This window comes from Colwellia sp. 12G3 (assembly GCF_002836775.1).
Taxonomy (GTDB): domain Bacteria; phylum Pseudomonadota; class Gammaproteobacteria; order Enterobacterales; family Alteromonadaceae; genus Colwellia.
Genome location: NZ_PJAQ01000066.1, coordinates 494,940 through 519,716 on the forward strand (window position 1 = coordinate 494,940; position 24,777 = coordinate 519,716).

25 protein-coding genes are annotated in these 24,777 nt (G+C 38.1%); 22 read left to right on the plus strand and 3 right to left on the minus strand.

The genetic code is table 11. The annotated features are described in order from the left end of the window. Positions 1-136: 136 nt before the first annotated feature. Positions 137-2,392 (plus strand): tRNA(Met) cytidine acetyltransferase TmcA, encoded by a 2,256-nt coding sequence (locus tag CXF71_RS16490; protein WP_232771520.1) that lies wholly within the window; start codon positions 137-139, stop codon positions 2,390-2,392. A gap of 15 nt (positions 2,393-2,407) precedes the next feature. Here CXF71_RS16490 and CXF71_RS16495 read toward each other — a convergent pair whose 3' ends face one another. After that, the gene (locus CXF71_RS16495; protein WP_101234023.1) at positions 2,408-2,635 is read right to left on the minus strand and encodes a hypothetical protein; all 228 of its coding nucleotides are present in this window, start codon (positions 2,633-2,635) and stop codon (positions 2,408-2,410) included. After that, positions 2,626-2,832, minus strand: a complete 207-nt coding sequence (locus tag CXF71_RS16500) for a hypothetical protein (protein WP_101234024.1) — start codon at positions 2,830-2,832, stop codon at positions 2,626-2,628. Before CXF71_RS16500 ends, CXF71_RS16495 begins: the two co-directional genes overlap by 10 nt. 167 nt (positions 2,833-2,999) lie before the next feature. Between CXF71_RS16500 and CXF71_RS16505 the strand changes: the two genes are divergently transcribed. The 21 genes from CXF71_RS16505 (at position 3,000) to nqrM (ending at position 22,706) form a co-directional block, all read left to right on the plus strand. Beyond that, positions 3,000-3,887: an ABC transporter ATP-binding protein gene (locus tag CXF71_RS16505; protein ID WP_101234025.1), complete on the plus strand. Its 888-nt coding sequence runs from the start codon at positions 3,000-3,002 to the stop codon at positions 3,885-3,887. Positions 3,888-3,914: 27 nt separating this feature from the next. Then, complete coding sequence (locus CXF71_RS16510) at positions 3,915-4,952, plus strand: ABC transporter permease (protein WP_101234026.1); 1,038 nt, start codon at positions 3,915-3,917, stop codon at positions 4,950-4,952. Between the two features lie 242 nt (positions 4,953-5,194). Continuing rightward, positions 5,195-6,313, plus strand: a complete 1,119-nt coding sequence (locus CXF71_RS16515; protein WP_442871938.1) for a beta-ketoacyl-ACP synthase III — start codon at positions 5,195-5,197, stop codon at positions 6,311-6,313. A 43-nt stretch (positions 6,314-6,356) separates the two neighbouring features. After that, positions 6,357-7,007 carry a hypothetical protein gene (locus CXF71_RS16520; RefSeq protein WP_101234027.1) on the plus strand — a complete coding sequence of 217 codons (651 nt, stop codon included), beginning with the start codon at positions 6,357-6,359 and terminating at the stop codon, positions 7,005-7,007. Positions 7,008-7,339: 332 nt separating this feature from the next. Next, positions 7,340-7,639: a cell division protein FtsB gene (ftsB, locus tag CXF71_RS16530; protein WP_101234028.1), complete on the plus strand. Its 300-nt coding sequence runs from the start codon at positions 7,340-7,342 to the stop codon at positions 7,637-7,639. A 23-nt stretch (positions 7,640-7,662) separates the two neighbouring features. Next, complete coding sequence (gene ispD / locus CXF71_RS16535; protein WP_101234029.1) at positions 7,663-8,388, plus strand: 2-C-methyl-D-erythritol 4-phosphate cytidylyltransferase; 726 nt, start codon at positions 7,663-7,665, stop codon at positions 8,386-8,388. Between the two features lie 9 nt (positions 8,389-8,397). After that, a complete protein-coding gene (gene ispF, locus CXF71_RS16540; protein WP_101234030.1) occupies positions 8,398-8,910 on the plus strand; it encodes a 2-C-methyl-D-erythritol 2,4-cyclodiphosphate synthase in 513 nt (170 codons plus the stop codon). A 64-nt stretch (positions 8,911-8,974) separates the two neighbouring features. Continuing rightward, entirely contained in the window at positions 8,975-10,063 is a 1,089-nt protein-coding gene (gene truD, locus CXF71_RS16545) for a tRNA pseudouridine(13) synthase TruD (RefSeq protein WP_101234031.1), read from the plus strand. A 30-nt stretch (positions 10,064-10,093) separates the two neighbouring features. Continuing rightward, the gene (gene surE / locus CXF71_RS16550; protein WP_101234225.1) at positions 10,094-10,849 is read left to right on the plus strand and encodes a 5'/3'-nucleotidase SurE; all 756 of its coding nucleotides are present in this window, start codon (positions 10,094-10,096) and stop codon (positions 10,847-10,849) included. Positions 10,850-10,867: 18 nt separating this feature from the next. Then, positions 10,868-11,518, plus strand: coding sequence for a protein-L-isoaspartate(D-aspartate) O-methyltransferase (locus CXF71_RS16555; protein WP_101234032.1), 651 nt, complete (start codon positions 10,868-10,870; stop codon positions 11,516-11,518). Further along, positions 11,518-12,096 (plus strand): YqaA family protein, encoded by a 579-nt coding sequence (locus CXF71_RS16560; RefSeq protein WP_101234033.1) that lies wholly within the window; start codon positions 11,518-11,520, stop codon positions 12,094-12,096. Before CXF71_RS16555 ends, CXF71_RS16560 begins: the two co-directional genes overlap by 1 nt. 83 nt (positions 12,097-12,179) lie before the next feature. Beyond that, positions 12,180-13,055, plus strand: coding sequence for a peptidoglycan DD-metalloendopeptidase family protein (locus tag CXF71_RS16565; RefSeq protein ID WP_101234034.1), 876 nt, complete (start codon positions 12,180-12,182; stop codon positions 13,053-13,055). Between the two features lie 114 nt (positions 13,056-13,169). Beyond that, the gene (rpoS, locus tag CXF71_RS16570) at positions 13,170-14,060 is read left to right on the plus strand and encodes an RNA polymerase sigma factor RpoS (RefSeq protein WP_101234035.1); all 891 of its coding nucleotides are present in this window, start codon (positions 13,170-13,172) and stop codon (positions 14,058-14,060) included. A gap of 1,133 nt (positions 14,061-15,193) precedes the next feature. After that, positions 15,194-16,531 carry a Na(+)-translocating NADH-quinone reductase subunit A gene (locus CXF71_RS16575; RefSeq protein ID WP_101234036.1) on the plus strand — a complete coding sequence of 446 codons (1,338 nt, stop codon included), beginning with the start codon at positions 15,194-15,196 and terminating at the stop codon, positions 16,529-16,531. 2 nt (positions 16,532-16,533) lie between these two features. After that, positions 16,534-17,736 (plus strand): NADH:ubiquinone reductase (Na(+)-transporting) subunit B, encoded by a 1,203-nt coding sequence (locus CXF71_RS16580; RefSeq protein WP_101234037.1) that lies wholly within the window; start codon positions 16,534-16,536, stop codon positions 17,734-17,736. Beyond that, positions 17,729-18,514, plus strand: coding sequence for a Na(+)-translocating NADH-quinone reductase subunit C (locus CXF71_RS16585; RefSeq protein WP_101234038.1), 786 nt, complete (start codon positions 17,729-17,731; stop codon positions 18,512-18,514). The genes CXF71_RS16580 and CXF71_RS16585 overlap by 8 nt, the downstream gene beginning before the upstream one ends. After that, positions 18,514-19,137, plus strand: coding sequence for an NADH:ubiquinone reductase (Na(+)-transporting) subunit D (locus CXF71_RS16590; protein ID WP_011041921.1), 624 nt, complete (start codon positions 18,514-18,516; stop codon positions 19,135-19,137). Before CXF71_RS16585 ends, CXF71_RS16590 begins: the two co-directional genes overlap by 1 nt. A gap of 2 nt (positions 19,138-19,139) precedes the next feature. Further along, the gene (nqrE, locus tag CXF71_RS16595; protein WP_101153562.1) at positions 19,140-19,763 is read left to right on the plus strand and encodes an NADH:ubiquinone reductase (Na(+)-transporting) subunit E; all 624 of its coding nucleotides are present in this window, start codon (positions 19,140-19,142) and stop codon (positions 19,761-19,763) included. A gap of 63 nt (positions 19,764-19,826) precedes the next feature. Continuing rightward, a complete protein-coding gene (nqrF, locus tag CXF71_RS16600) occupies positions 19,827-21,050 on the plus strand; it encodes an NADH:ubiquinone reductase (Na(+)-transporting) subunit F (RefSeq protein WP_101234039.1) in 1,224 nt (407 codons plus the stop codon). A 247-nt stretch (positions 21,051-21,297) separates the two neighbouring features. Next, complete coding sequence (locus CXF71_RS16605) at positions 21,298-22,329, plus strand: FAD:protein FMN transferase (RefSeq protein ID WP_101234040.1); 1,032 nt, start codon at positions 21,298-21,300, stop codon at positions 22,327-22,329. A gap of 146 nt (positions 22,330-22,475) precedes the next feature. Beyond that, positions 22,476-22,706, plus strand: a complete 231-nt coding sequence (gene nqrM, locus CXF71_RS16610; RefSeq protein WP_101234041.1) for a (Na+)-NQR maturation NqrM — start codon at positions 22,476-22,478, stop codon at positions 22,704-22,706. A 120-nt stretch (positions 22,707-22,826) separates the two neighbouring features. Here the strand turns inward: nqrM and dxs are convergent, their stop codons facing one another. Then, positions 22,827-24,719 carry a 1-deoxy-D-xylulose-5-phosphate synthase gene (gene dxs / locus CXF71_RS16615; RefSeq protein WP_101234042.1) on the minus strand — a complete coding sequence of 631 codons (1,893 nt, stop codon included), beginning with the start codon at positions 24,717-24,719 and terminating at the stop codon, positions 22,827-22,829. Positions 24,720-24,777 lie beyond the last annotated feature (58 nt).

Consider the following 24,777-nt stretch of genomic DNA (forward strand, 5'->3'; position numbering starts at 1 on the left):
CCCTAGTTCATTTGTGGTCTAAAGCAATATATAAGTGAATAGTTGAAAAAATCTACATAAAATTTATATTTTTTGCTTTAAAATACTTGATAACTTTAATTTTATTTATTTCTGCTGATATTGGATCTTAAAAAAGATGATGCAAGTACAAGATTTTTCACCTTGGATTAATGAATATACAATGCAGGCACGTTTAAAAAACGAACGACGTCTTATTGTTTTATCTGGTTGTGAGTCATGGGCGCTATCATTATTGGAGTCTATTGAATCAGTAGCAGTTGCTTTGAAAGCTAATGTTAATCATGGGCTTAATCTGTATTTATGTAATTCTAAATGTCTAATCTATGGCGATAATTCGCTAATTACTGCTAATGTTCAAAAAAAACGCTATCGAGATAAGTTAGGTAGCGAAAGTGATGTCATTATTTTTGTAGATAGTCAGTTTACTATTGATGCTTTTGCAGCATTATCAGGAACGCTAAAAGCAGGGGGTATATTATTTTTAGTTATACCATCGTTGCATGAAAAGCCAGCAAGTAGCCTGTTTTTTAAACGCTTCTATTCATTGATAGCAGAAATACCTATCCATAAAATTTTAACTGAATCGCAACCTATGCTTTTGCCGCATAGCGTTGCTTCAGATAGTCAACCGAATGGGCCGGTAGCTTCGACTTACCCTTTAGGATGTATTACACAAGAGCAATACCATGCGGTTGAGGCTATTGAAAAAGTGCTGTCAGGTCACCGAAAAAGACCCTTAGTGTTAACGGCTGATCGCGGTCGAGGTAAGTCATCAGCATTGGCGATTGCTTGTGCTCAAGTAATGAAAGCTAATGAGCATGATGAATTCAGTATTATTATTACCGCTCCAGATACGCAAGCTTTATCCGTTTTTTATCAGCAGTTAAAGCAAAGTTTAATGGGGGCTATTCAACAAGGTAATCAAGTTTCCTTTGGTAAAGCTAAGTTAACTTTTATGCCTGTTGATCAATTACTAAGGGCAAAGATAAAAGTTAATCTTGTTTTGGTTGATGAGGCTGCGGCTATTCCTGTTTATCTGCTTGAAAAATTACTGAGTAGTTATCACCGTATGGTTTTTTCTAGTACTGTTCATGGCTATGAAGGAGCAGGGCGAGGATTTACGTTAAAATTTCAAAAGACTCTTGATCGGTTGTGCCCACAATGGGTGAATTTACATTTAAATCAGCCGATCCGTTGGCGAGAAAATGATCCTCTCGAACAATTGGTTTTTAATACCTGTTTATTAAATGCAGAATTACCTACCTTAACCGCGACAATATCATCCCAGTCGAAAATAAATATTGATGATAGTGCTCTCAATAGTCAAGAGACTCCAGGGCAACCAGTATTTAAAGTTATCACTGCTGAGGAATTGGTTATTAATGAGGTTTTATTACAGCAAGTTTTTGCTATTTTGGTAACGGCACATTATCAAACAAAACCGAGCGATTTGCAGTTGTTACTTGATAATCCGCAGGTACAATTGGCTTGTTTTTTTTCCTCAAAACAGAGTAATGCAGAGCTACTTGCGGTTGCTTTATTAATGAGTGAGGGCAAAGGAAATGGTATAAATAATGCGGATATTCTCGCGATAAAAAACTCTCAACGTCGTTTACGTAATCATTTTTTACCACAGTCATTATTCAGTCATTGCGGCTTTGAACAAGCATTTAGTTATCATTATTTACGTATCATGCGCATTGCGGTACACCCACAAATTCAACAACAAGGTATTGGTTCAAAGCTTATTAATCACATCGAGTTACTCGCAATAGAGCAGGGTGCTGATTTTATTGGCGCTAGTTTTGGTGTTAATCCTGAACTGCTTAGTTTCTGGCTTAATGCCGATTTCTCTACTGCTCGCATTGGTTTTACTAAAGATAAGGCAAGTGGAGAGCATTCTGCTTTATTGATTAAAGGGTTAAATGTAAAGAATAAGCGGAAGCAGCAAGAGTTCCAAAGGAGTTTTTATCGAAGTTTTGATTATTTACTGTTAGACGAATATAAAACTCTTACAACTGAGTTGGTATTTTTGTTATTAAGTCAAAATGCTCAAGAAGATTTAATCGGATTATCTGCGCTGGATATATCAAATGTTCAAGCATTTTCACAGGGAGAACGGTTATATAGTAGCTGCTGTTATAGCCTGTATTTGTGGCTCAAACATGACTTATTGAAAGAAGATACAAATTCCTCTACTAATGTTATGCAACCATGCTTAGTGCTTATTGCAAGATTAATTCAAAAGCATGACAGTGACACTGTTTGTCAGCAATTTGGCTTAACCGGTAAAAAAATGCTAAACCAAAAGATGAAAGATTACATAAATTGTCGGCTTAATATCGCTAATCTTAACGCTGCTAGAAAGTAGTAGAATAAGACTCAATTAATTAATTAACTTCTTTGTTCCTTGCCATCGCCAAAATCGTTGCATAGCAAGGTATTCACAGCGTTTATTACCATAAAAACTTATGTCATCATGATGCAGTAACGTGTCTAAATAAAAATTGATAGTATGCGCTAAAGCACTACTGGGATTGGTGTTATAGGTGGTAAGTAGCATAACGAGCCAGTTTTCCATATAAGCGAATTCATTTGATACGGCTAGGCACATAATATTTCTTCTCCGTTAAGATCATCACTGCTGGTACTACTTGCTAATAAGGTATGCCAAATAACTGTTTTAGCATTAGCATTTAAACACTTACAGTCACCACAATGTAGTAAACCCGAATTGAGTAAATGCATTAGTAAATTACTTGAGATTTCTACCTGTACTTTGTCGACATTGCTAACTGCTATCGTTCTCATATCTCACCCTCCATATTTTTATTAATCATAAACAAAGAATAAACCCAATGCAAATGATAATTATTATCATTTGTGAAGGAGTGGGTAAAAGTGAATGTTATTTTGTATTACTCATGCTCATTAATCAGTACACTAAGTATAGATATCGAATAAGAAAGGATAGATATATGAGCGCAGCGGTAAGCGTACAGTCACTTTGCAAAAACTATAAAGATCTATGCGCAGTTGATAATGTGAGTTTTGAAGTACAGCAAGGCCATTGTTTTGGATTGCTTGGGCCTAATGGCGCAGGGAAAACGACTACTATTGAAATTATGGAAGGTATTATAAGCCCGACTTCAGGCCATGTGCTTTATCAAGGGCAGCAGGTAGATAGTCAGATATCTCAGCAAATAGGTATTCAGTTTCAGCATACCGCCTTACAAGATTATTTAACGGTTAAGGAAACTCTCAACTTATTTGCTTCCTTTTATCAAAATACATTGCCACAAGCACAATTAATCGAGCTATGTGATTTAAGTGAGTTTTTAGACCGTGATAACCGCTTATTATCGGGAGGGCAAAGACAACGGTTACTGCTTGCTTTGGCGTTGATAAATGATCCTAAAATCATCTTTCTTGATGAGCCAACAACAGGCTTAGACCCTCATGCCCGCCGAAATTTTTGGCAACTAATTAAAAATATTAAAGGGCAAAATAAAACGGTCATTTTAACGACTCATTATATGGATGAAGCAGAGCAGCTTTGCGATGATATTGTCATTATGGATCAAGGGAAAATAATTGAAGCAGGAACGCCTCACGAACTATTAGCGAAACATTTTGAAGATGTTTTTATCTACTTACCTCTGGCGCAGGTTTCAAATGATCTGGTAAAAGAGCATGGTTGGAATAAATTGGCTGATCGCATTGAAATAGCCAGTAAAAACGTAGAACAAACGTTGACCCTGTTGATGAGGCATAGTGTTTCTCTTGAGGGCTTACATGTCAAGTCAGCTAATCTTGATGACTTGTTTTTGAAGCTAACAGGCCATTCATTACAAGCACAGTCTTAGCTGTACTTTTACATTTTAGGAAGCAATATGAATTTCAAACGTTTTTTTGCCGTGTTTAAAGCGCGAAATATTGAGTTTTTTCGTGATAGATCTGCGCTTGGCTGGAACTTGATTTTCCCCGTTTTATTATTAGTCGGCTTTTCGTTTATCTTTTCGGGTGACGGGCGTCCAGCCTATAAAATTGGTCTACTTGTTGAACAAGGGCAAGATCATAATGTCAGTGCAGCACAAGCAAAACTTACCCAGTTACGTTTTATTGAATTTATAGATTATAGTGATCTTGTCTTAGCCAAAGAAAAAATCAGCCGTCACAGTCTCGATTTGTTAGTTGACTATAGTGCTCAACGCTATTGGGTAAATGAAGAGTCACCAAAAAGTTATTTAGTTGAAAAAATATTCCTCGGTCAACAGCTTGGGCAAAAATCAGCTTTTACGCGTTTACAAAGCAGCGGCAAGAGTATCCGTTATGTTGACTGGGTATTACCGGGCATATTGGGTATGAATATGATGTTCAGCTGCTTATTTGGTGTTGGTTATGTCATTGTGCGATATCGAAAGAACTCAGTGTTAAAACGTTTAAAGGCAACGCCATTATCCTCATTTGAATTTATTTCTGCGCAATTATTATCGCGGCTATTTATTGTTATGTTTATGTCCACGGTCGTTTATGCTGGCTGTAATGTATTTTTCGACTTTTTTATGCTGGGTAGCTATATCGATCTATTCATTATCGGAGCTTTAGGCGCTTTTTGTTTAATTAGTCTAGGGCTACTCGTGGCGTGTCGCAGTAAAAGCGAAGAACTTATCGGCGGATTATTGAATTTAACGTCTTGGCCTATGATGATGCTTTCAGGTGTTTGGTTTAGCTTGGAAGGGGCGCCTAACATGTTGAAAGTATTGGCAGATTTTATGCCTTTAACTCACTTAGTTGCTGGCGCAAGAGCCGTTATTACAGAAGGAGCTACGCTGAGTGATATTAGCTTTCATGTGAATATTTTACTGCTGATGAGTTGTGTCTTCTTGTTCTTGGGGGCTTATTTGTTTAGTTGGAATACCGAGCGTTAAGGGCTTTAATTTTAATAGTCATCCTTGAGTAAGCTAACTTCACCGCTAAATAAAAATTGAAACGTTGGTGTTGTGGTGTAGTATTATTGAATAAACAAGCAAGTAGCGTGAATTCGTATAGCGTTTCACGTAAATAGCTCATATTTGATTAACATTTATCATCTCAGCAATACTTGCTTTGCAATATGTCGTTGTCACAGAATGTACAATGGCATTTATCCCCTTATTTTAAGAGACCTATTATGGCCGTAGTGATTAGTGGAACTGGTTTGTACACTCCAACGCAGAGCATCTCCAATGATGAATTAGTACATTGTTTTAACCAATACGTAGATAAATTTAACCTGGCCCATAGTCAGGATATCGAAGATGGCAAGGTAACGGCGTTATCACCTTCAGACAGTAGTTTTATTGAAAAAGCTTCAGGCATTAAAAGCCGTTATGTGATGGCGAAAGAAGATATTTTAAATGTTGACATTATGTCACCACGCTATGTAGAACGTGGTAATGACGAACTCTCTATGCAGGCTGAAATAGGTGTCGCTGCAGCGAAAGAAGCTATGTTAGCAGCTAATAAAACGCCTGCGGATATAGATTTAATTATCGTTGCTTGTGCTTATACACAACGTTCATACCCTGCGATGGCTATTGAGATTCAACATGCTCTTGGTTGTGGCGGTTGGGGCTTTGACATGTTGGTTGCATGCTCTGCAGCGACCTTTGGCATTATTAATGCGGCTAATGCCATTCGAAGTGGTACGGCAAAAACAGTGTTGGTGATTAACCCTGAAATATTATCACCACAAATTAATTACCGAGATAGGGATAGTCATTTCATTTTTGGCGATGTGGCTACCGCTTCTATCATTGAAGATGAAAGTACAGCTAATGCTGAACATGTATTTAAAATAATCAGTGAAAAACCAATGACCAGTTTTTCAAATAATATTCGCAGTAATATTGGTTATATGAATAACTGTAGTCCCGACAATGCTAATGATGACGATAAGTTTTTTATCCAGCAAGGGCGAAAAGTTTTTAAAGAAGTCTTACCTATGGTTTCTGAGTTAATTACCAGTGAAATGACAAAAATGGAACTGGGTGCTAATGATATTAAGCGATTATATTTACATCAAGCCAATATCAATATGAACAATTTTATTGCTAAAAAAGTACTTGGTAGAGAGCCAGATAGTATTGAAGCACCAATTATATTAGATGAGTATGCAAATACTAGTTCAGCAGGTTGTATTATTGCTTTGCATAAGCATAAACAAGGCTTAGTGACTGGAGATAAAAGTGTATTATGCTCTTTCGGTGCCGGATATTCCGCATGTTGTTTATTATTGGAATATGTCTAAAGCAGCTAGTTATTTGAAATAAGGCTTATTTAAGGTCGGAATTATGTCGCAATCTAGCCTTTGGCAAATACACACTGAGACAGGAGAGTTTGCAGAGCTTTGCAATGGCCTTTATCAGCGTGAAATTAGTATTATAGCCAAGGGAAATTTTGCCAGTGCACAGGCTGTGCAGGTACGCCTAGAAAGTTTGTCTTATTACATAACTCGTACAGCGCACGCTATGTTACAAGTAATGTCGCTTGGGCACTCGCCATTACTGCTCGATACACACAATGCCAGTTGGTCAGCTAAGCAAAGTAAACAAATGCCTTGGTCTGCTCAAGAAAATGACCAAGAATGCGTAGATACAATTAACTGGTATTTACAAGAAGATATCTACGTTGGCCTTGTTGTACCCGTGTTGTTAGTTGATCATATTATTATTGATTGCATTGACCGTATCGATCTTGATAAGCAAAGAATACGCACAAATGTTGGAGGTTGGTTTTCGTTAGCCGCGGATGAACTAATAAAAAAGGATCAGGGGATTAATAAGCGCCTTCTTAAACCCAATAAAAAAATAATGACTTCAGCTTGTACCGGCCATCGCTGGCAGGGTAATAGTAAGCAAATCCCTATTATTCCATCGCTTAGAGAATTGTTACTATCTTGCTCTATTAATTGGAAAAACTTCAAAAAACCTTTAGCTATTTAACTCTGCCCATAGATAGGTATAATAACGGTAATATTTTCGTGTTTTAGATACCCGTTCCACTTGAAGATGCTCGTTTCAGGAAGTCTGAGCGATTCATAATCAAAGCGCATTTTTTTATTAAGGGTCATCCCTTAAAAAGAAATGTAACGCAGAGTATGATTTGCTCAGCCTTCCCCAAAGGGCTGGTTTAGAAACGCTTTATGCTGCGTTATTGATTTCGACAATAGAATAACTATTCTCTTCAATCAATGCCTTGCCTAAAGGCGTTTCTAATTCCAGCTGAATCATGCATCTTCAAGTGAAACGGGTATATACTCTTTACTTAGGTTGTTATGCGCGTATTCACAGCAATTTTGCTGATACTATTAGTATTACTTCAATACCGACTTTGGTTTGGTAAAAATAGTGTGCCTGATTATCTCGTCCTAAAAGATAATGTTATCCGCCAGCAAAGTGCCAATGAAAAATTACAACAACGAAATAAGCTACTTTTTGCCGACACTGATGATTTGAAATTAGGACTGGAGGCCATTGAAGAACGCGCTCGAAATGAGTTAGGCATGATCAAGGACAATGAAACATTTTTCCGTCTTATTCCTAAAGAAAATAATACACGTAACGTAAATAATTAGATGAAAAGCAAGGTAGCTTCTTAATGGAGTCAACACTAAAGTTCATTGCGATTGTCCCCGCCGCAGGTGTGGGTAAACGTATGCAGGCAAATTGTCCCAAACAATACCTCAGTATCAACAATGAAACCATTTTATCGCATACGGTAATGAGGCTGTTAAGTCATCCCCTAATAAGCAAAGTTATTATCGCTTTAGGAACTGATGATCAATATTTTGCTGAATCTCAATTGGCGCATCACAAAGACATCATTCGTGTAAACGGAGGTACTGAGCGTGTTAATTCTGTACTTAGTGGTTTACACGCGGTCGATAAGAAAAAATACCCTTGGGTATTAGTCCATGATGCGGCGCGTCCTTGTGTTAGCCATGCAGATATCGATAAGTTAATTCATCAATGTTTAATGAATGATCACGGCGGAATATTAGCGACACCTGTTCGAGATACCATGAAACGTGGAATATATGCTGAAGATATTGCTAAAGGTGATATCAGTACTATCGAGTGTACCGTTGAACGAGAGCAGTTATGGCATGCTTTGACACCACAACTATATAAAACGGATGAGCTCACGACAGCCATAGAACAGGCTCTAACAAATGGTTTAAAGATAACCGATGAAGCTTCAGCTATTGAACAGGCTAACTTGCCAAGTTTGTTAGTTTCTGCAAGTAGTGAAAATATAAAAATAACTCACCCCAATGATTTAGCATTAGCTGAATTTTATTTAAATAAGCAAGCTAATAGTTAGGACAACGAAATGCGTATAGGTCATGGTTTTGATGTGCATAAATTTGGTGGCGAAGGGCCTATAGTGCTAGGGGGTGTAGACATACCATTTGAGCAAGGTTTTATTGCTCACTCAGATGGCGATGTCGCTATTCATGCTCTTTGTGATGCGATTCTAGGAGCATTATGTTTAGCTGATATAGGTAATCATTTTCCCGATACTGATGGCCAGTATGAAAATATTTCTAGCCGAATTCTATTACGTCATGTCGTTTCATTAATGACAGATAAAGGCTTTCAACTAGGTAATGCTGATATTACGGTGGTAGCACAAGCACCCAAAATGGCTCCTCATTTATTAGCGATGCGCGCTTGCTTAAGTGAAGACTTAAAAGCAAACATTGATCAAGTGAATGTTAAAGCTACCACGACAGAAAAACTTGGATATACCGGACGAAAAGAAGGGGTAGCAGTACATGCTGTTGTCTTATTAACCGCGATAGAGCAACCGTTGTCTTCTGTTGAAGAAATACAAAATATTTAGTTGGCTTTATTACCACTATCGCCTTATCGCTAGCTCATTATCGAATTAAAAGAAGATTAAAAACATGTTATCAGAACAAGCCTACTTGCACGGAAAACCAGAATCGAGTGGTTTATTACGTAGCCAAATCAGTGATTTTAACGTTGTTGAAGTACTGCCATTTTTACCCTGTGGTGAAGGTGAGCATTTATTTGTTCATATTCGAAAAACGGGTGCTAATACCTTATTTGTCGCGCGAGAGCTCGCTAAATATTTCAACGTGAAAGAGCAACTTGTTTCTTATGCGGGCTTAAAAGATCGCTTTGCAGTTACCGAACAGTGGTTTGGTGTTCACGTCCCAGGTAAGCAAGAATATAATTTAGATGACTTGAATATTGAGGGTGTAGAAATACTGTCATACAAGCGACACAATAAAAAATTACGTACCGGTGCATTAACCGGCAACCGCTTCGAGCTTATATTACGTGAAGTAACAGCAATTAAGGCGTTTACTGAACGCTGGCAACAAATTGTTGACCAGGGCGTACCTAATTATTTTGGCGAACAGCGTTTTGGTATTGGCGGTGGCAACATTGAGCGTGCTCTATCTTTATTTTCAGGTCAAAAAGTAAAAGATAAGAAAAAGCGTGGTATCTATTTATCGGCAGCCCGCTCACATATTTTTAATAGTGTGCTCAATGAACGTATTGAGCAAAAAAGTTTTGATAAACTAGCTATTGGCGATGTGTTAATGCTCGCGGGTACACAATCGGTGTTTCACCTTGATGAAGTAGACAGCGCTATTAAACAGCGTTTCACGGATAAAGATATTGATATAACCGCACCTATGTGGGGTGCGGGCGAACTAATGACTAGTAATGAACCGTTCGCGTTAGAGCAAGCTATAGCTCAGAAAAACCCCGCGTTTTGTGAAGGACTACCGCGTTTTGGGTTGAAGCAAGAACGACGTCGTATTCGCTTAACTGTTAGCGACACCGATATTGAATTATTGTCTGCAGCCGAAGATAAAAATGCAGTGAAAATTAGTTTCTTTTTACCTGCCGGTTGTTACGCCACTACTGTGTTGCGTGAGTTATTAAACTACCAAGATATGACTACGCGTATTGATATGAGAGAGGCAACTGCTAATCCGAATGAGCAGGAACCGGCATAAATAATGGATAAGCAAAATGTGGCTTGCGAGATGAAAATATTACTGAGTAATGATGACGGTGTGCACGCATTAGGTATTAAAGTGCTTTTTGATGAGCTCGTTAAGCATTTTACGGTAAACGTAGTCGCTCCTGATCGAAATTGTAGTGGTGCTAGTAACTCCTTAACATTGCTTAATCCTTTACGTGCAGAGCAATTGGATAATGGCTTTGTCTCGGTTAATGGTACTCCAACAGATTCAGTGCACTTAGGTATTAGCCAACTCTTTACGGATTGTGATTTAGTCGTTGCAGGTATCAATAAAGGCGCTAATTTAGGCGATGATACTCTTTATTCAGGCACAGTGGCGGCAGCTACTGAAGGACGTCACATGGGTATGCCTGCGATTGCAGTTTCCTTGGCGGGTAAAAATGAGCAACATTACCAAACGGCAGCTATTGTCACGGCAAAAATAATTAAACGCTTACGTACTCACCCATTACCTGCAGATCAAATTTTAAATATTAATGTACCTGATATTCCATTAGCTGAGTTAAAAGGAATAAAGGTTACGCGCCTAGGCCACCGCCACAAAGCTGAAAGTATGCAAAGAATGCAAGACCCATGGCAGCGTGATATTTATTGGTATGGCTTATTAGGACAGGAACTTGATGGAGGAGAGGGGACAGACTTCCATGCGGTTGCCAACGGATATGCGTCTGTAACACCACTAACGGTCGATATGACAGCTCATCAAAGTATAGAAAATATTAAAAGTTGGCTCACAGAGCTCAACTTATCAGATTAAACCGGATGGATTCTTATGATGTCTAGTCGTATAGGCGGAAAATCAAAGCGCAGTGGAGAGTTACTAGCGCAAAAACTACAAAATGAAGGCATTAGTAATACTGCTGTATTGCAGGCAATTGCTCATTCACCTAGGCATATATTTGTACCAGAAATATTGGCACATAAAGCCTATGACAACACCGCCTTACCTATTGGGCAAGGGCAAACTATTTCACAGCCTTATATTGTCGCCAAAATGTCTGAGTTACTCTTAGCTAATGGTCGGCCCAAAAATATATTGGAAATTGGCACCGGCTCGGGTTATCAAACCTCTATTTTAGCTCAGTTAACGGATAAGGTTTTTTCAGTAGAGCGAATCAAAGCATTACAGTGGCAAGCCAAACGGTGTTTGCGCGCTATGGAGTTGCACAATGTAGCAATGAAACATGGTGATGGTTGGCTAGGTTGGAAAAGTAAAGGGCCCTTTGAGGCCATTATAGTTACAGCTGCTCCTGCAAGTGTACCACCGGCTTTATTAGAACAACTAGCTGATGGCGGGCGTTTAATTATACCCGTTGGAGAGCAAACTCAAATTTTAAAGATTATCACTCGTCAAGGTGATGACTTTAACGAACAGCAAATTGAAGCCGTGCGCTTTGTACCTTTAGTATCCGGAGATTTATTGTAGTGAAAATTTTTTCTAGTCTTTACCTGTGGACTTTACGCTGGGCAGAACATCAGTTTGCTCCTGGTTTCTTAGCAGCACTTACCTTTGCGGAGTCCATATTTTTCCCCATTCCACCTGATGTCTTACTTGCTCCTATGGTATTGGCGAAGCCAGAAAAGGCATGGTATTTTGCTAGTTTAACCACTATCGCTTCTATTTTAGGGGGAGCGGTTGGTTATTGGCTTGGCTATTTGATGTTTGAACCTTGGATTCAGCCACTTATTACAGATTTTGGTTATCAAGAACGATTTAATACCGCCATTGGTTGGTTTAACGAGTGGGGCGTGTGGGTAGTTTTTATTGCCGGATTTTCGCCTATACCTTATAAATTGTTTACGGTAAGTGCTGGCTTTTTGCATATGGCATTTTTACCGTTTTTTATCGCTTCAGCGATAGGTCGAGGGCTACGTTTTTTCTTGGTTTCGGGTCTTATTAAATGGGGAGGTAGTCCCATGGAGAAAAAAATCCGTCAGTGGGTTGATGTTTTAGGTTGGGGCATCGTTGGCGCTATTATTATCGCTTATTTTGCTTTACGATAAAGTGAATTAATATTCACTTTATGTTTATAAATAGTGGTTTTTTCTGTAGGAAAAAAGCAATAATACCTCCCAGAGGGATTTTTATGAGTTTTATTCGTACAGTCAAATACACACTTTCTTACTTTATATTTGCTATAACACTTTTTTCTTGTAGTAGTAGGAATACCCCTGCTCCCGTGTCAAATATTCACAGTATCAGTGTATTAGGGGAGCGGACTAAGGATACTATAAAATCTTCGCAATATACTGTTAAGAAAGGGGAAACTCTATATTCTATCGCTTGGCGTTCAAATTCCGACGTTAGAAAAATAGCTCGGTTAAATAGTATCGCATCTCCTTATCGAATTTACCCCGGACAAAAATTAATTTTAGTAGTACCTGAGGTTACAAAATCAACGAAAGCAAGTAACAGTACGGTATCGCATAAAAATCCGACTAAAAGCTCTATAACTAAGAATGAAAAAAGTCAAAAAAATACACTTGCATCTACCAAAAAGCAGGCGTATGGTGAAAATGTAAGCGCACAAAAATCATACCAAAACAGCACTTTAGAATCGGAAAAAGCATCCGACAAATTTTCACAAAAAATTAGTCGTTGGCAATGGCCCGTTAAAGGCAAAGTTGTTGAGTATTTTTCTAATAGCGCACAAGGTAATAAAGGAATTGATATTACTGGCCGTCGTAGCACTAAAATTAGATCTGCGGCAAAAGGTAAAGTGGTCTATGCAGGTAACGCTCTTCGGGGCTACGGTAAGCTTATTATTGTAAAACATAATGATGATTATCTTAGTGCTTATGCTCACAATGATCGCATTCTTGTTAAAGAGCAACAGCAAGTTAACAGAGGCGATATTATTTCAACCATGGGAGACACTGATGCCAACAAAGTTATGCTTCATTTTGAAATACGCTTTCGAGGAAAGTCAGTTAATCCTTTAAAATATTTACCAAAAAAGTAATGCTATAAAATAATAGCAATAAATAATAAAACTTAAGATAAATAATAAAAACAATCGGAGTTATCGTGAATAATTAAATACTAAAAATAGTCTTTGCACATTTGGGAGAATCGCATGGTAAAATTAAAAGAAGAAAAAAATACTGTTGAATCGAAGGAAGATGCACCGTCAAATTTAGACGCTACGCAGATTTATTTAAGCGAAATCGGTTTCTCACCGTTATTAACCGCTGAAGAAGAAGTATATTTCTCACGTTTAGCCCTTAAAGGGGATGATCCATCACGAAAACGTATGATTGAAAGTAATCTACGTTTAGTTGTCAAAATTGCCAGACGTTATAATAATCGAGGTTTACCGCTACTAGATTTAATTGAAGAGGGTAACTTAGGTTTAATTAGAGCGGTTGAAAAATTCGATCCTGAACGAGGATTTCGCTTTTCAACTTATGCAACTTGGTGGATAAGACAGACTATTGAACGGGCCATAATGAATCAAACCCGTACTATTCGATTACCCATACATGTTGTTAAAGAACTTAATATTTATTTACGCGCTTCGCGTGAACTCATTCAAAAACTCGATCACGAACCTACCGCAGAAGATATAGCCCAACATCTAGATAGACCTGTCGCTGACGTTAACAAAATGTTGAGACTAAATGAACGTATTGCTTCAGTGGATACTCCTTTTGCAGGGGACTCAGATAAAGCTTTGTTGGATGTTATAGCCGATGAAAAAAATACTGGCCCTGAAAGTGATTTACAGTCAGAAGATATGAGTAATAATATTATTCATTGGTTGAATGAGCTGAATAGCAAACAAAGGGAAGTGCTGGCAAGGCGTTTTGGTTTGCTTGGTTATGAAGCTGCAACACTAGAGAATGTTGGCAGTGAGATTGGATTAACACGCGAGCGTGTTCGTCAAATTCAAGTTGAGGCATTAAAACGTTTACGAGATATTTTATCTCAAGAAAATTTATCAATCGAGGCTATTTTTCAAGCCTAACTCAGTATATTAGGTGTTTAGAAAGTAGTTAATCCATTTACAAGGTATTAAAGCTATCTTCACTTTATACAAATAAACAGCAATATCTCTTTGCTGTTTTTTTATGTCTGTAAATTGAGTTAACGAATACTGCCTTTTATTATAGAAAGTCATGTTGATAAGGACTTGTAGCTGTTTTGACGTAAACTCTATTTGAATCAATGTCTTTTTTTTGGGGATTTGAGAACGCGAAGTTTTTTAAATTATAATATCGTAATTGCTACAGTGGTATCTTGTAGTATTGAGATACTACTTTGAAAGTTGTTACCTTAATTAACCCCCTTTATTATTTCTCCCTGTTGTTGAGTTCCTATCAATAATGTAATTGGCTTGAAGAGCATCGAAAGTTCATAGTGATTTTATTTTTTATCTAAGTGTAATACCAATTTGATTAAATTTCTTCCCAACTCAGAGCTCTGCTCGATATGCAATAACAAGGCAAATTTGTTTCGGTTTAGTCATTCTAAATCAAATAAACTTAACGATGTTAGTGAACATCGAGAAAGCTCCCAGAGGGCGAGTTTAAAAGGTTTACATGCTGCGTTATTGATTTTGATAAGGGAATAACCATTCTCTTCAATCAATGCCTTGCCTCTAAGCCTTTTAATTCTCGCTGAGTGGGAAAGAACTTAATCAACTTGGTATAATCATCATTTCTTAATCATCTAAAGTCACCACGAATAAATCTCCTGTAGCAATGAGCTACTTGAAAAATAACAAGGTGAGGCATGACAAAATTACATTTGATTTTTAACTTATTAAGTCACTATGTACTAGGATTTTGTTAACGTGATTAAATAATAAGCAAAAGCTACGCTAAATATGCATTTATAGTCTAAATTGTAATGAAAAATTTCGAATGCCCGTAGAATAAAAAGGTCATTTTGTGGTAATATCGCGCCAGAAAATTTTAACTTAGAGCCAGTGGGTCTTTTTGTTTAGTGTTAACACTAAAATTAATTCTTCACTGAAATACACTGAAATTGGTGAGTTAGTTTTTATCTAATTGATATTTAAGCTTTTATGCTGTGTTATTCATTAGGTAAAGTAATGAGCTGATTTTTATACTCCCATCAAAAGTAGTGCAAGTGTTTATGATTACAATAAAGAAAGGCTTGGATGTTCCTGTAAAAGGTGCTCCTCAGCAGGTAATCCATGATGGTCCGTCCATCAAAACCGTTGCAACACTCGGTGAAGAGTTTGTGGGTATGCGTCCAACCATGTTTGTTAAAGTGGGTGATCGCGTAAAAAAAGGCCAAGCGATTTTTGAAGATAAAAAAAATCCTGGCGTTATATTCACAGCTCAAGCTGCCGGTGTTGTTAAAGAAATTAACCGTGGTGAAAAACGTGTTTTACAATCTGTTGTTATCGAGGTAGATGGCTATGATCAAGAAACGTTTACTGCTTACCCTGTAACTGACTTAGCTTCTATAGCACGTGAAGACGTTGTTAAGAACTTAGTTGATTCAGGTTTATGGACAGCATTTAGAACTCGCCCATTCAGCAAAGTTCCTGCTATTGATAGTGCTCCAGCTGCTATTTTTGTTAGCGCGATGGATACCAATCCATTAGCTGCAAATCCAGAAATCATTATTAATGAGCAAAGTGAAGCGTTTAAAAATGGTTTAACCATTTTATCTCGTCTAACAAGTGGTGAAGTATTTGTTAGCAAAGCGCCAGGGGCTAATATCCCTGTAGATAGCAATGCTACAGTGACCGAATTTGCTGGTAAGCATCCTGCAGGACTTGTAGGTACGCATATCCACTTCTTAAAATCAGCAAGCGCCGAAAGATTTGTTTGGCATGTTGGTTATCAAGATGTAATCGCATTTGCTAAGTTATTCATTACCGGTGAACTTGATAATAACCGTGTTATATCACTTGCAGGCCCAGCGGCTACTAATCCTCGTTTAGTACGTACGGTATTAGGTGCAAGTACTGCTGAGTTATCAGCAGGCGAAACGGTTGATGGCGAATTACGTGTTGTTTCAGGCTCACTATTAATGGGGTCTACTGCGACTGCTGTTCATGGTTACTTAGGTCGTTATAACGTACAAGTATCATTAATTCTGGAAGGTCGTGAAAAAGAATTTATTGGTTACATGTACCCAGGTCCTAATAAATTCTCTGTAACTCGTGCTTATATGTCGCACTTTTTCCCGAGTAAGTTATTTAATATGACTACAACGACTAACGGTAGCTCACGTGCCATGGTGCCAATTGGTAACTTTGAACGTGTTATGCCTTTAGATATTTTACCTACCTTATTTTTACGCGATATTTGTTCTGGTGATACCGACGGCGCGCAACAACTAGGTGCCTTAGAGCTAGACGAAGAAGATTTAGCACTGTGTACATTTGTTTGCCCAGGCAAAACAGATTACGGTGTAATTCTTCGTGATTGCCTAACCACAATCGAAAAGGAAGGTTAGTCATGGGCTTGAAAAAGTTTATTGAAGATATTGAACCGCATTTTGAAAAAGGCGGCAAACATGAGAAGTGGTTTGCACTTTATGAAGCTGTTGCTACCGGTTTATTCACGCCAGGTTATGTGAATAAAGGTAAAACGCATCTTCGTGATAGCATCGACTTGAAACGTATCATGATTACTGTATGGCTTGCTGTTTTCCCAGCCATGTTTTTTGGTATGTATAACATTGGCTATCAAGCGGTTGACGCATTAGCTGCAGGTTATGCCTTACCACAATCTTGGCAAGTTGATTTATTCAGCTTATTAGGAGGCTCATTAACAGCTGGCTCAGGCTTGTTTGATATGATTTTCTATGGTGCCATGTTCTTCTTACCTATATATGCCGTTACTTTTGTTGTTGGTGGTTTTTGGGAAGTTTTATTTGCCGCAGTGCGCAAACATGAAGTGAATGAAGGTTTCTTCGTTTCTTCTATCTTATTCGCACTTATCTTGCCAGCTAGTATTCCATTATGGCAAGTTGCTATTGGTATTACTTTTGGTATTGTTATCGCGAAAGAAATCTTTGGTGGTACAGGTAAAAACTTCTTAAACCCAGCATTAGCGGGTCGTGCGTTTTTATTCTTTGCTTACCCAAGTCAAATTTCAGGTGATGCGGTATGGGTTGCTGCTGATGGTTTCTCTGGCGCAACTATGTTAAGTGCTGCTAACCAAGGTCTTGTTGATTATTCAATAAATGCTGATTGGTGGAACGCGTTCTGGGGCTTTATTCCTGGTTCAGTTGGTGAAGTGTCTACTTTTGCTATTTTATTGGGTGGTGCTTACATCCTTTATAAAGGTATTGCTTCTTGGCGCATCGTATTAGGTGTGTTTGGCGGAATGGTTCTTACCTCATTATTATTCAATGCTATTGGTAGTGATACTAATGCTATGTTTGCTATGCCTTGGCATTGGCACTTAGTTATTGGTGGTTTTGCTTTTGGTATGATGTTTATGGCAACTGACCCTGTTTCTGCTTCGTTTACTAACACAGGTAAATACTGGTTTGGCGCTTTAGTTGGCGTTATGGTGGTATTGGTTCGTGTTGTTAACCCAGCATTCCCAGAAGGTATGATGTTAGCAATTTTATTCGCTAACTTGTTTGCACCATTGTTTGACTACTTTGTAGTACAAGGCAATATCAAACGGAGGCTTGCACGTAATGTCTAGTAATAAAGAAACATTTGGCAGAACCCTAGGTTTTGTTCTAGTTATCTGTTTAGTGTGTGCAGCCTTGGTATCTATTGCCGCGGTTGGTTTAAAACCACTACAACAAGCTAACAAATTGCTTGATAAGCAAACTAAAATTCTTGAAGCATCAGGCTTACTTGCTAACTTAGGTACTTCACCTGATAGCAAAAGCATTGTCGCTACTTATAACAAACGCGTAGAAGCTAAAATGATAGACCTGAAAACAGGTACTATCATTGAAGGTGATGTTAATGCGTTTGATGAACGTGCAGACTCTCGTGATACAGCAAAAAGTACTAAGCCGAGCAATGATATTGCTGGTCTTAACCGCCGAGCTGACCGTGCTGTTGTTTATTTAGTTAAAAACGAACAAGGTCAATTAGATACTATTGTATTACCTATTGTAGGTAGTGGTTTATGGGATCTTATGTATGGTTTTGTTGGCTTATCACCAGATTTTAATACCGTTCAAAGCGTTGTTTATTCAGATCTTAAAGAAACTCCAGGATTAGGTGCAGAAGTACTTAATCCTAACTGGAAAGCTTTATGGCCTGGTAAAAAGATGTTTAATGAACAAGGCGATATCGCGATTAAAATCGTTAAAGGTGGCGCTAAAAAAGGTGATGTTCACGGTGTTGATGCATTATCTGGTGCAACATTAACCAGTAATGGTGTTGAACGTACGTTACATTTTTGGCTAGGTAATGAAGGCTATGGTCCTTTCATTGCTAAATTCCGTAATGGAGGATTGAACTAATGTCTTCAGATACTAAAAAAGTCCTCTTCGGACCTGTTGTTGATAATAACCCGATTGCATTGCAAGTATTAGGTGTTTGTTCAGCGCTTGCTGTAACAAGTTCAATGGCTAATGCGTTAGTTATGACACTTGCTGTAATTGTAGTAACTGCATTTTCTAACTTGTTTATTTCGATTATCCGTAATCAAATACCGTCTAGTGTACGTATTATCGTGCAAATGGCGATTATTGCTTCATTGGTAATTGTTGTTGACCAAGTATTGAAAGCCTTCTCTTACCAATTATCTAAAGAATTATCTGTTTATATTGGTTTGATTATTACTAACTGTATTGTTATGGGCCGTGCTGAAGCTTTTGCTATGAAAGAAAAGCCTGGCGTGAGTTTCTTAGACGGTATTGGTAATGGTTTAGGTTATGGCGCGGTCTTAATGGTTGTCGCTTTCTTTCGTGAATTACTTGGCTTTGGTAAAGTTTTCGGTTTTGAAGTTTTACCATTAGTTCAAAACGGCGGTTGGTACCAAGGTAATGGTCTATTAGTCTTACCGTTTAGCTCATTCTTTATTATTGGTTTAATCATTTGGGCTGTACGCCAATGGAAACCTGAACAAGTTGAGAAGGATTAATCATGGAACATTATTTAAGTATTTTTGTTAAAACCATTTTTATTGAGAACATGGCGTTAAGCTTCTTCTTAGGTATGTGTACTTTCTTAGCGGTATCAAAGAAAGTTAGCACAGCGATTGGTTTAGGTGTAGCAGTTGTTGTAGTACTTGGTTTAGCGGTTCCTGCTAACCAAATTATCTACCAGGCAATTTTAGCGCCGGGTGCACTTGATAGTTTAATGGGTATAACTGATCCGAAAGAATCAATTGATCTTAGCTTCTTGTCATTTATTACCTTTATCGGCGTTATTGCTGCTTTAGTACAAATTTTGGAAATGTTGTTAGATAAATACTTTCCTGCTTTGTATCAAGCGCTTGGCATCTTTTTACCTTTAATCACGGTTAACTGTGCCATTTTTGGTGCGGTATCCTTTATGGTTGCGAAAAACCTTACCCTTGGCGAAAGTGTCGTTTACGGCGTTGGTTCAGGTATAGGTTGGATGTTAGCAATTGTGTTGATGGCTGGTTTGCGCGAAAAGATGAAATATTCTGATGTGCCAAACGGTTTGAAAGGTTTAGGTATTACATTTATTACTGCTGGATTGATGGCTTTTGGCTTCTTATCTTTCGGTGGTATTTCGTTATAAATTTGGTTGGTGTAAGACAAATTACTTTGCCTTACACCCTTAAAGCAGTTTAAGGAAAAGTCGATGGAAATAATTCTCGGCGTATCGATGTTTACCGCGATAATTATTGCCTTAGTCTTAGTGATTTTATTTGCTAAATCTAAGTTAGTATCAAGTGGTGAAGTAACGATCAGTATAAATGGCGATCCGACTAAAGCAGTTAAAACTGCTGCAGGTGGTAAATTATTAGGTGCATTAGCTGATCAAGGGATTTTTATTCCTTCAGCATGTGGCGGCGGTGGTACTTGTGGCCAATGTCGTGTTGATGTGCATTCAGGTGGTGGCGATATTCTTCCAACGGAAGAAGGTCACATCAATAAACGTGAAGCCAAAGCTGGCTGTCGTTTAGCGTGTCAAGTTGCTGTTAAGCAAGACATGGATATTGTAGTTGAAGATGAAATCTTCGGTGTTCAACAATGGGAATGTGAAGTTATCTCAAACGATAACAAAGCAACGTTCATTAAAGAGCTTAAGCTACAAATTCCTAATGGTGAATCAGTACCGTTTAAAGCGGGTGGTTACATTCAAATTGAAGCACCAGCACATCATGTTAAATACAGTGATTTCGATATTGATGAGCAGTACCGTGGCGATTGGAAACATTTTGGTTTCTTCGATGTAGAGTCAAAAGTAGACACAGATACATTACGTGCTTACTCAATGGCTAACTACCCAGAAGAAGCGGGCATTATTATGCTTAACGTACGTATTGCTACGCCTCCTCCTGGACGTTTACATTTACCAGCAGGTAAAATGTCATCATACATCTTCAGTCTTAAAGCTGGCGATAAAGTAACTATTTCTGGTCCATTTGGTGAGTTTTTCGCTAAAGAGACTGATAACGAAATGGTATTTATTGGTGGTGGTGCTGGTATGGCGCCAATGCGTTCTCATATCTTTGATCAACTTAAACGTTTGAACTCTAAGCGTAAGATGAGCTTTTGGTATGGTGCACGTTCTAAACGTGAAATGTTCTATGAAGATGATTATAACGGCTTAGCGGCTGATAATGATAACTTTGATTGGCATGTCGCTTTATCTGATCCACAACCTGAAGATAACTGGGATGGCTTAACTGGTTTTATCCATAATGTTCTTTTTGAAGAATATTTGAAAGACCATGAAGCACCAGAAGATTGTGAATACTACATGTGTGGTCCTCCAATGATGAATGCTGCAGTTATCGGTATGCTTAAAGATCTTGGTGTAGAAGACGAGAACATAATGTTGGATGACTTCGGTGGCTAATATTTTAGTTTAAACGTGTATAGAGGCACTACTTCATCGTTGGATGTACTCACCTATAGTCATAGGCTCCGTGCATCCGCCTTGAATTAGTCTCTCTATCCAACGCTTAATTTTAAAATATACTATTGAAAAGCATTTGAAATAAAGACGACTTCGGTCGTCTTTTTATTTTTTGAATAGAGGTTATTTATATCGCTATGTTTTTTATTGAAAATATAGCGATATAAATAATAATTTGGAATCACACATGAATAAATTGAAATTCGCGTTGTTAACGGCTTTGGTGTTGGCATTGTCAGCTTGCTTCCCAAGTAATAATACCGGTAAAGAAGAAATCTTATTGCAAGGTCGTACTATGGGCACGACTTATAATATTAAAGTTGTTGGCACTAAAGAGCAGATTAAAGCACTTAACTTGCAGCAAAAAATTGATGACGTGTTAAAACAAGTGAATCAAGAGATGTCGACTTATATTAAAAGTTCTGAAATCTCAAAGTTTAATCAATCTACCTCAACTGACTCTATCGAAGTTTCCCCTGGTTTTGCTCGCGTACTTAAAGAATCAATTCGCCTTGGTCAGTTAAGTGAAGGTAAGCTAGATGTGACTGTTGGTCCATTAGTAAACTTATGGGGCTTTGGTCCAGAACAGCGTCCTGATAAAGTGCCTAGTGATGTGGTGTTAGCGGCAACAAAAAAACGCGTAGGTCTACAAAACTTAGTATTAGAAGGTAATCTGCTTTCTAAAAAAATACCTGACTTATATGTTGATCTGTCTACCACTGCAAAAGGCTACGGTGTTGATGTTGTTGCTGAGTTAATAGAAAAGAATGGCATAGTTAACTATTTAGTTGAAATTGGCGGAGAAATGCGATTAAGAGGCTTTAAACATACAGGTGAACTGTGGGCTATCGCAATTGAGAAACCGATTCTAGATCCAAGTGGTGAAGAGCGCGCTATTCATCAAGTTATTATTCCTAAAGATAATGCCGTTGCAACGTCAGGTGATTACCGCAATTACTTTGAAGCCGATGGTCGACGTTTTTCTCATATTATAGACCCCAATACAGGTAAGCCTATTGATCACAATCTAGTTTCAGTTACTGTGATTCATGCTTCGTCGATGACCGCCGATGGTTTATCAACTACCTTGATGGTGATGGGCATGGAAAAAGGTATGGCCTTTGCGATTAAAAATAATCTCGCAGCATTATTTATTTCTAAGACTGAAAATGGCTTTGATGAGCAATTTACGGTAAAATTCAAACAATATTTGAAGTAACACCCATATAAATATCAATACATATAACATTAAGAGGGCAGTTCTTATTTTCAGATAAGGACTTTCCTATAATATTTATTACAATGACTCTGTTCCTGAGCATTGGCTGTTTAGTTTTTAGTTTAGTAAGTTGAGAGCATAAAATTATGATGATTTTCTTTATTTCCTTTGGATTTTTCCTTGTTGTGGGCGCTGCTATGGCAGTAGGTTATATTTTTCAACATAAAACCCTAGCAGGTAGCTGTGGTGGTTTAGCCAGTGTTGGTATTGATAAAGAATGTAACTGTGACAACCCGTGTGAAAAGCGTCAAGAGCGTGAGAAAAAAGCCGCACTTGAGCTAAATCTACAAAACAGAATTGATGTACAGAACTTATAGCATTTGACTAAGCTAACAGCTTCAGCCCAAAAAAGTTAACTGTTAAGGTTCGGCCAATAAAAAAGGATAATGAATTACTTCATTATCCTTTTTTATTGCCTGATAAATCTCGTAATAAAATTAACTTATAAAGTTTTTGATTTTAGTGATAATACCTTCGGCATCTAAACCTAACTCATGGTGCACTTCTTCTTGCGTACCATGCTTAACAAAGTGATCGGTAACACCAATATTGAGAATAACAACAGGTTTACCTTGAGCAAGTAGGTATTCGTTTACGCTTGAGCCAGCACCACCAGCGATGGCATTATCCTCAATCGTTACCAGACAGTCATGAGTTGCATTTAGCTTATCAATAAGTGATTCATCGAGGGGTTTAACAAAACGCATATCTACTAACGTAGCATTAAGTTCCCGTGCAGCTTTTTTCGCTTCACCTAGCATAGTACCAAAACTTAACATGGCAATGCTCTTGCTTGTTGGCTCTTTGTTGTCTACAGATTGCGCTTCAAGAATAGTCACACCTTTGCCTAATTCAATGGTTTCATCAACACCCGGTAGAATTTCGCCGGTACCGTTACCACGGGGATAGCGGACAACGCTAGGACCATTTAATTTAAAACCAGTATTTAACATTAACTGACATTCACGCTCGTTGGATGGTGCCATGATAACGGTATTAGGAATACATCGTAAAAAACTTAAATCAAAAACGCCTTGATGCGTTGCACCATCGGCACCTACGATACCAGCGCGATCAACAGCAAACATTACCGGCAAGTTTTGTATCGCTACATCGTGAATGAATTGATCATAGCCACGTTGTAAAAAGCTAGAATAAATAGCAACTACAGGTTTTTGACCACCTATAGCAAGACCAGCAGCATATGTTACCGCGTGTTGCTCAGCAATGGCGACATCAAAGTATTGATCCGGAAAACGTTGGCTGAATTCGACCATACCAGAGCCTTCAGCCATAGCTGGCGTAACCGCAACTAATTTATTATCAACTTCAGCTGTTTTACATAACCAATCGCCAAAAATTTTCGAATAAGTAGGTAAGCTAGGTTTTGATTGAGGTAAGTTAGTTTCTTCCGGGTTAAATTTAGGTACGGCGTGATATTTTATCGGGTCTTGCTCAGCGGCATGGTAACCCTTACCCTTAGTCGTAACCACGTGTAAAAACTGTGGGCCTTTGAGATTACGCATGTTCTTGATTGTTGTGACTAAGCTATCGACATCGTGGCCGTCAATGGGGCCAATATAATTAAACCCTAGCTCTTCAAAAAAAGTACTTGGCACAACCATGCCTTTTAAATGTTCTTCAGCGCGGCTAGCTAGCTCTTTAATTGGCGGGATATTGCCTAATAATTTTTTACTACCTTCTCGAAAACCAGTGAATATACTGCCGGATAGTAATTTTGCTAAATGATTATTTAATGCGCCAACATTTTTTGAAATTGACATGTCATTATCATTTAATATGACTAACATATCCTTTTTGATATCACCGGCGTGATTTAAGGCTTCAAAAGCCATACCCGCGGTCATTGCTCCATCACCAATAACGGCAACAGTTTTACGATTCTTTGCTTCTTTTTCAGCGGCGACAGCCAAACCTAACGCAGCAGAAATTGAAGTACTTGAATGACCCACACTTAACGTATCGTACTCACTTTCTTCTCGCCAAGGAAAAGGATGTAAACCACCTTTTTGCCTTATAGTGTGAAGTTGATCGCGCCTGCCAGTTAAAATTTTATGTGGATAAGCCTGATGACCTACATCCCAAATCAAGTGATCAAAAGGCGTGTTGTACACATAATGCAAAGCAACGGTAAGCTCAATTGTTCCAAGGCCTGATGCAAAGTGCCCACTACTTTTACTTACTGAATTAAGTAAGTAACTACGCAATTCATTACTAATACGTGTCAGCTGTTCCTTCGGCATATTGCGCAAATCTTCTGGAATATTAATCTGAGAAAGTAGTGGGTAGTCTGCAAGGTTTGTAGTCATAGTTTGTCTATTGGTAATAATAATTTAATTTAAAGTTTTGCTGCACATAACCTAGAAA

What these genes read in the sequence shown, in the direction of transcription:
- CXF71_RS16490 (WP_232771520.1), top strand. Translation starts at nt 137, where the DNA reads ATGATGCAAGTACAAGATTTTTCACCTTGGATTAATGAATATACAATG.
- CXF71_RS16495 (WP_101234023.1), bottom strand. Translation starts at nt 2,635, where the DNA reads ATGTGCCTAGCCGTATCAAATGAATTCGCTTATATGGAAAACTGGCTC.
- CXF71_RS16500 (WP_101234024.1), bottom strand. Translation starts at nt 2,832, where the DNA reads ATGAGAACGATAGCAGTTAGCAATGTCGACAAAGTACAGGTAGAAATC.
- CXF71_RS16505 (WP_101234025.1), top strand. Translation starts at nt 3,000, where the DNA reads ATGAGCGCAGCGGTAAGCGTACAGTCACTTTGCAAAAACTATAAAGAT.
- CXF71_RS16510 (WP_101234026.1), top strand. Translation starts at nt 3,915, where the DNA reads ATGAATTTCAAACGTTTTTTTGCCGTGTTTAAAGCGCGAAATATTGAG.
- CXF71_RS16515 (WP_442871938.1), top strand. Translation starts at nt 5,195, where the DNA reads ATGGCCGTAGTGATTAGTGGAACTGGTTTGTACACTCCAACGCAGAGC.
- CXF71_RS16520 (WP_101234027.1), top strand. Translation starts at nt 6,357, where the DNA reads ATGTCGCAATCTAGCCTTTGGCAAATACACACTGAGACAGGAGAGTTT.
- ftsB (WP_101234028.1), top strand. Translation starts at nt 7,340, where the DNA reads ATGCGCGTATTCACAGCAATTTTGCTGATACTATTAGTATTACTTCAA.
- ispD (WP_101234029.1), top strand. Translation starts at nt 7,663, where the DNA reads ATGGAGTCAACACTAAAGTTCATTGCGATTGTCCCCGCCGCAGGTGTG.
- ispF (WP_101234030.1), top strand. Translation starts at nt 8,398, where the DNA reads ATGCGTATAGGTCATGGTTTTGATGTGCATAAATTTGGTGGCGAAGGG.
- truD (WP_101234031.1), top strand. Translation starts at nt 8,975, where the DNA reads ATGTTATCAGAACAAGCCTACTTGCACGGAAAACCAGAATCGAGTGGT.
- surE (WP_101234225.1), top strand. Translation starts at nt 10,094, where the DNA reads ATGAAAATATTACTGAGTAATGATGACGGTGTGCACGCATTAGGTATT.
- CXF71_RS16555 (WP_101234032.1), top strand. Translation starts at nt 10,868, where the DNA reads ATGTCTAGTCGTATAGGCGGAAAATCAAAGCGCAGTGGAGAGTTACTA.
- CXF71_RS16565 (WP_101234034.1), top strand. Translation starts at nt 12,180, where the DNA reads ATGAGTTTTATTCGTACAGTCAAATACACACTTTCTTACTTTATATTT.
- rpoS (WP_101234035.1), top strand. Translation starts at nt 13,170, where the DNA reads ATGGTAAAATTAAAAGAAGAAAAAAATACTGTTGAATCGAAGGAAGAT.
- CXF71_RS16575 (WP_101234036.1), top strand. Translation starts at nt 15,194, where the DNA reads ATGATTACAATAAAGAAAGGCTTGGATGTTCCTGTAAAAGGTGCTCCT.
- CXF71_RS16580 (WP_101234037.1), top strand. Translation starts at nt 16,534, where the DNA reads ATGGGCTTGAAAAAGTTTATTGAAGATATTGAACCGCATTTTGAAAAA.
- CXF71_RS16585 (WP_101234038.1), top strand. Translation starts at nt 17,729, where the DNA reads ATGTCTAGTAATAAAGAAACATTTGGCAGAACCCTAGGTTTTGTTCTA.
- CXF71_RS16590 (WP_011041921.1), top strand. Translation starts at nt 18,514, where the DNA reads ATGTCTTCAGATACTAAAAAAGTCCTCTTCGGACCTGTTGTTGATAAT.
- nqrE (WP_101153562.1), top strand. Translation starts at nt 19,140, where the DNA reads ATGGAACATTATTTAAGTATTTTTGTTAAAACCATTTTTATTGAGAAC.
- nqrF (WP_101234039.1), top strand. Translation starts at nt 19,827, where the DNA reads ATGGAAATAATTCTCGGCGTATCGATGTTTACCGCGATAATTATTGCC.
- CXF71_RS16605 (WP_101234040.1), top strand. Translation starts at nt 21,298, where the DNA reads ATGAATAAATTGAAATTCGCGTTGTTAACGGCTTTGGTGTTGGCATTG.
- nqrM (WP_101234041.1), top strand. Translation starts at nt 22,476, where the DNA reads ATGATGATTTTCTTTATTTCCTTTGGATTTTTCCTTGTTGTGGGCGCT.
- dxs (WP_101234042.1), bottom strand. Translation starts at nt 24,719, where the DNA reads ATGACTACAAACCTTGCAGACTACCCACTACTTTCTCAGATTAATATT.